Origin of the sequence: Lactobacillus nasalidis (genome assembly GCF_016587775.1) — a bacterium.
Lineage (GTDB): Bacteria > Bacillota > Bacilli > Lactobacillales > Lactobacillaceae > Lactobacillus > Lactobacillus nasalidis.
This window is the reverse complement of the sequence record NZ_BOCG01000225.1, coordinates 1-5,077: the sequence shown is the minus strand read 5'-3', so window position 1 is coordinate 5,077 and position 5,077 is coordinate 1. Positions and strand designations below refer to the sequence as shown.

The window sequence follows — 5,077 nt, the reverse complement described above, 5'->3', positions numbered from 1 at the left end:
TGACGGCTGCCGAAAGAAAAGCCGTCCCGCAGGTAGCCGACTTGTCCATTGACGTCGGCTCTTCCAGCCGGGAAGAAACGATCAACGACTACAAGATCGACACCGGCTGCCCGATTTTCGTCGACGTGGACTGCGAATACAATGACAAGACCGGCCTTTTCTTCGGCAAGGACTTCGACGACCGCTTCGGCGCCGCGGCCATGGCCGACATCCTGGAAAACCTCAAGGATGAGGAAATCAGCATGGACCTGGTGGCCGCTCTTTCCAGCCAGGAAGAAGTCGGCCTGCGGGGAGCCTACGTCACGGCCCGCAAGGTCAAGCCGGACTTGTGCCTGGTTCTGGAAAGCTGCCCGGCCGACGATACCTTTGAGCCGGACTGGCTGTCGCAGACGGGCCTGAAGCGCGGGCCGATGCTGCGGGACATGGACGTCACCTTCCTGCCGAACCCGAAGTTCCAGCAGTATGCCTGCGATCTGGCCGACCGGGAGGGCATCCCTTACACCCGGTCAGTCAGAACTGGCGGCGGGCAGGACGGCGCGGCAATCTACTATGAAAACGGGGCGCCGACGATCGTGATCGGGATTCCGGTCCGCTACGAGCACTCGCCTTACTGCTTCAGCAGCTACAAGGACTACAAGGCCGCCGTTGACCTGGCCCTGGCTATCATCCGCGACATTGACGAAGACAAGCTCGCATCGTTTAAAAGCTTCAATTAATTAAGTGAAAAATTTGCCTTGTTAGCGTTTTGCTGATTTGGTAAGCTGTAATAAGTCAAATATTTAGCCACTAGGGGAGCGAAAGCTGAGATGACGGAAGTCGACCCTTTGAACCTGACCAAGGTAATGCTTGCGTAAGGGAAGTGTTTGTTTAACATGAGTTCAAACTCCTAGCCGGCAATTGTGTGTTGGATAGGAGTTTTTTTATGCTTAAAAGAGAAAGCAAATGGAATGTTAAAGCCATTATTCTGATGGCGCTGATCGGGATCATCATGGGGGTAATCTACACTTACGTCTTCAACCCCCTTTACAACTCGACCAAGTTTGCCCTGAATTTCGTCGGCCTGGGACCGCTGGCCGATGAGATCTATTCTGGCCTTTGGTACATGGCAGCGCCTTTGGCCATGTACTTCGTGCCAACCTTCGGCTCAGGCCTGGTCGGCGAAACCCTGGCGGCAACCGTGGAAATGGCCTTCGGCGGCCAGTGGGGGGCAATGACGATTTTGCAGGGGCTGGTGCAGGGGGCCTTCAACGAAATCGGCTTCTTCCCCAAGAAGGAAAACTATGACCGCTTTGGCTGGGGCAGCCTGATCATCGGGGCCATCTGCTGCCACGTGGCCGCCTTCGTGATGTGCTACTTCACTTATGGCTGGAGTGCCTACAAGCCGAGCCTGCTGATCGAAATGTTCATCGCCGGCCTGGTTTCCTCCGTCGTCTTCGACGCGGTTTTGGTCAAGCTGATCACCAAGCTCTTTGACCGGGTCATGGCCAAATAATGCAGTAAAGTTATCATCTTTTTGATAAAAATAATCAAAAAAGCGTGACAAGCTCTTCTGAAAGTTGTATGATTGAAAACATTGTTAGGATATATCGTGAAAGTTTTCAATTTTTATGAATTTAGGGAGGAGCAAAAATGACGCACTTGATTTTGACCAGACCAAAGAAAATGAAGCAGGCCTACTGGAGCACGGTGGGCATCGTGCTGGCCTTGATGCTGGCAACCGCCTGGATTGGCCTGCATACTTTTGCTTACCTGAATCTCTAAAACAAAAAATAAAAAACGCGGACTTGATTGCTTGGCAATCGGTCCGCGTTTTGCGTCTGTTGGAATTTTTCAGCTGTTGATGATGGAAAGCAGCTTGGAGGAGACCATGTCGATGGCGACTTGGTTTTCTCCGCCCTGGGGAATGATGATGTCGGCGTATTTTTTGCTTGGCTCAACAAACTGGTTGTAGCTGGGCTTGACGGTAGCCAGGTACTGGGAGATGATCCAGTCGATCGACCTGCCCCGTTCCTTGGTGTCGCGTTCCAGGCGGCGGATGAAGCGGATGTCGTCGTCGGCATCGACGAAGAGCTTGATGTCCATGAACTGCCGCAGGTCTTCAGAAGCCAAAACCAGGATTCCTTCCAGGATGATGATATCGGCCGGCTCGACGTGGACGGTGTCTTTGGCCCGGGAAAGAATGTTGAAATTGTAGGTCGGCATTTCGATCGCCTGGCCGTTCAAGAGCTCCTTGAGCTGCTTGATCATCAAGTCGGTGTCGTAGGCGTTGGGGTGGTCGTAGTTGATCTGCTTGCGCTCTTCCATGCTGAGGGCTGAGTTGTCGTTGTAGTAGGCATCTTCAGTCAGGATGAGGACCCGGTCAGCCGGCAGGCGCTTGCTGATTTCCTTGGCCACAGTCGTCTTGCCCGATCCGCTGCCGCCGGCAATACCGATTACGAGAGGTTTCTGCTTGGACATTATTCTGCTTCCTTTTCTGCTAAATCATTGCGGCGCAGGATGTCGCGGACTTTCGTCGTCAGCATGTCCAGGGCAACGTCATTGGCGCCGCCTTCTGGGACGATGATGTTGGCGTAGCGCTTTGACGGTTCGACGAACTGGTGGTAGCTGGGCTTGACGGTGGCCAGGTACTGGTCGATGATCGAGTCAAATGACCGGCCCCGTTCAGCCATGTCGCGGCGCTGGCGGCGGATCAGGCGGATGTCGTCATCCGTGTCGACGAAAATCTTGATGTCCATCAGCTTGCGCAGGTCTTCAGAAGCCAAAACCAGGATCCCTTCCAGGATGATGATGTCGGCCGGCTCAACGTGGACGGTTTCCGGGCTGCGCAGGTGAGTGGTGAAATCGTAGATCGGCATCTCAACAGCCTTGCCGTTGAGCAGGTCCTGCAATTGGCTGATTAAAAGCTCGGTATCAAAAGCGTCGGGGTGGTCGAAGTTGATCTTGTTTCTTTCGGCCATGGTCATTTCCGGGTGATTCTTGTAGTAAGAGTCTTCCGTAATGATCCGGATGCGGTCGTTCTTGAACTGGTCGTATAATTCATGGGCAATGGTGGTCTTGCCTGACCCGCTGCCCCCGGCGATACCAATGATGATGGGATGTTGCTTTTTTGACATTTGAAAACTCCTTTAACTACTAATTATAGAGGTGATCAAAGATCCGGTCTAGTCAAAACTGTGAAAAAACGCGATTTCAAGCGCTTTTAAGGAAGCTGCGGGCATGAAAAAACGTTTGGAAAAACTTCAAAAATTTTGCAAAAAAGAAATGAGTTAATATAATTAAGAATAGACCGAGAAATACAAAAGAAAGTAAAGAAAAGTCCCAGCCAAAATTAAGATAAGCAAGAGCTTCTCTGCTTTTTTTATTAAAAAAAGCTAAAAGATTCGCGAATCATAGACAAAATGCTTGCACCGGCGGCCCCTTTCTGGTAAATTTAATAAAAAATTAATCATACTTGAACGGGGAAAGGCCGCTTCGGCTGGCATGAAAGAATAACGTTTTCAAAATGATTCGGCTATTTCCTTTTGAAGATGAAAATGGGGCGTCTTTTTGGAGGAAAGCCCGACTGATAAGCGAACCTTTTCAGCTTTGGCAGTGATAGTTTGATAAATAAGTGTTAAAATACTTACACTGGATTGGCTGGCTAGCAATTTAATTAAGCGTTAATAAAACAAGGAGGACCACTATGGCAGCAATCATTGAGTTCAAGAAAGTCAACAAGTTCTACGGGGACTACCATGCCTTGAAAGACGTCAACCTGAGCATCGATGAGGGTGAAGTCGTTTCAATTATCGGCCCTTCGGGCGCCGGCAAGAGTACTTTGATCAGAACCATGAACGGTTTGGAAGGCATTTCTTCAGGGGTCTTGAACGTTGACGGCTTTGACCTGGGCGACAAGAAGACCGACTTAAACAAGATCCGCCGTGACGTCGGCATGGTGTTCCAGCACTTCAACCTTTACGAAAACCACACGGTTTTGGAAAACGTCATGCTGGCTCCGCGAATCGTTTTGCACCGCGATGAAAAGGAAAACCGGGAAATCGCCGAAAACCTGCTTAAGCGCGTCGGCCTGCTGGACAAGGAAGATTCTTACCCAAGACAGCTTTCCGGTGGTCAAAAGCAGCGGGTGGCCATCGCCAGATCCCTGGCCATGAAGCCAAAGGTGCTTTTGTTCGACGAACCGACCAGTGCCCTTGACCCGGAAATGATTCAAGACGTTCTGGACGTCATGCAGACGATTGCTTCTGAAGGGATGACGATGGTGGTCGTTACTCACGAAATGGGCTTTGCCAGAGAAGTGAGCGACCGGATCATCTTCTTTGACCAGGGGCAGGTCCTGGAAGACTCACACAACCCGAAGGACTTCTTCGAGCACCCACGCAACATGCGGGCCCAAGAATTCCTCAGCAAGGTTATCGACCACTAACAAAAGGAAGGGAGCGGTTACATGAAACAAAAGAAAAAGTTGCTCCGCAAAGTTGCCGCCCTGTTCTTCCTGCTGCTTGGCTTGGGATCATTGTCAGCCTGCGCCGTTGAAAGCGACAGCTCAGTAAGAGTCTACAACCACGTCAAGAGTACCAAGACGATTACCTGGGGCGTGAAATACGATACGGCCTTGTTCGGGATCAAGAGCGTCAAGACCAACAAACTGGAGGGCTTTGAAATCGACCTGGCCCGCCTGCTGACCAAGAAGATCCTGGGCAAAAACGGCAAGGCCAAGTTCATTGAAGTTACGGCCCAGACCAAGATTCCGCAGCTGAAGAACAACAACTTGGACGCGGTTTTGGCGACCATGACGATCACCGATGAAAGAAAGAAGTCAGTTGACTTCTCAACGCCTTACTTTAAGGCGGGGACGTCGCTGATGACCAAGACCAGCAGCTCGATCAAGTCCATCAAAGACCTCAACCACAAGGGCAGAGTAGTCATCGTGGTCAAGGGGACGACGGCTGCTGAAGACATTGCGCGCCTGGCTCCAAAGGCCAAGATCCGCCAGTACAACGACTACGGTGCCTGCACCAACGCCCTGCTGGCCGGCCAGGGGGATGCCGTGGCTACCGACAACGGCATTTTGGCCGGG

7 protein-coding genes and 1 riboswitch are annotated in these 5,077 nt (G+C 51.5%); of the genes, 5 read left to right on the top strand and 2 right to left on the bottom strand.

Annotated features, from left to right (window positions below):
• From lacNas_RS03780 to lacNas_RS14410, 3 genes are all read left to right on the top strand, one after another.
• Positions 1–716: M42 family metallopeptidase (locus tag lacNas_RS03780; protein ID WP_201346608.1), on the top strand; the 716-nt coding region annotated here is incomplete at its 5' end.
• A gap of 62 nt (positions 717–778) precedes the next feature.
• Positions 779–875, top strand: a riboswitch (TPP riboswitch).
• A gap of 47 nt (positions 876–922) precedes the next feature.
• Positions 923–1,492 carry an ECF transporter S component gene (locus lacNas_RS03775; protein ID WP_201331087.1) on the top strand — a complete coding sequence of 190 codons (570 nt, stop codon included), beginning with the start codon at positions 923–925 and terminating at the stop codon, positions 1,490–1,492.
• 137 nt (positions 1,493–1,629) lie between these two features.
• Complete coding sequence (locus lacNas_RS14410; protein ID WP_280515170.1) at positions 1,630–1,761, top strand: hypothetical protein; 132 nt, start codon at positions 1,630–1,632, stop codon at positions 1,759–1,761.
• A 69-nt stretch (positions 1,762–1,830) separates the two neighbouring features.
• Here lacNas_RS14410 and udk (lacNas_RS03770) read toward each other — a convergent pair whose 3' ends face one another.
• Both udk (lacNas_RS03770) and udk (lacNas_RS03765) read right to left on the bottom strand, forming a co-directional pair.
• On the bottom strand, positions 1,831–2,457 hold the full coding sequence (udk, locus tag lacNas_RS03770) for a uridine kinase (protein ID WP_201331086.1): 627 nt from the start codon (positions 2,455–2,457) through the stop codon (positions 1,831–1,833).
• Positions 2,457–3,113 carry a uridine kinase gene (gene udk / locus lacNas_RS03765; RefSeq protein ID WP_201331085.1) on the bottom strand — a complete coding sequence of 219 codons (657 nt, stop codon included), beginning with the start codon at positions 3,111–3,113 and terminating at the stop codon, positions 2,457–2,459. The genes udk (lacNas_RS03770) and udk (lacNas_RS03765) overlap by 1 nt, the downstream gene beginning before the upstream one ends.
• Positions 3,114–3,682: 569 nt before the next feature.
• Between udk (lacNas_RS03765) and lacNas_RS03760 the strand changes: the two genes are divergently transcribed.
• Together lacNas_RS03760 and lacNas_RS03755 are read left to right on the top strand one after the other, a co-directional pair.
• On the top strand, positions 3,683–4,423 hold the full coding sequence (locus lacNas_RS03760) for an amino acid ABC transporter ATP-binding protein (protein ID WP_201331084.1): 741 nt from the start codon (positions 3,683–3,685) through the stop codon (positions 4,421–4,423).
• A 21-nt stretch (positions 4,424–4,444) separates the two neighbouring features.
• On the top strand, positions 4,445–5,077 hold a 633-nt coding region (locus lacNas_RS03755; protein WP_201346607.1), incomplete at its 3' end, for a transporter substrate-binding domain-containing protein.